This is a genomic window from Secundilactobacillus angelensis, assembly GCF_012641075.1.
GTDB lineage: Bacteria > Bacillota > Bacilli > Lactobacillales > Lactobacillaceae > Secundilactobacillus > Secundilactobacillus angelensis.
Genome location: NZ_JAAXLJ010000128.1, coordinates 1 through 225 on the forward strand (window position 1 = coordinate 1; position 225 = coordinate 225).

The following is a 225-nucleotide window of genomic DNA, read 5'->3' on the forward strand; positions in this document are numbered from 1 at the left end:
CCATCGCCTGTGACATGTTCACCAAGGCCTGGAGTGGTGTTGGTATCCGTCCCAGTCGTGTCATGCGTCATCGTCACACCTGGATTATCGTTCGTAACTGTCGTCTTACCAGTCTTGACCGTTTCACCTGGGTTGACTGTGACTGCTGGCAGGCTTGGTTGATCCTTTGGCGTTTCAGTGACGGTCACAACGCTCGTTGTGCCTGTCCCATCAGTCGTTGGCGTC

At 54.7% G+C, this 225-nt stretch carries 1 pseudogene; it reads right to left on the reverse strand.

Features of this window, described 5'->3' with window-relative positions:
* A pseudogene (locus tag HC026_RS13255) lies at window positions 1–225 on the reverse strand (hypothetical protein); the annotation flags it as partial.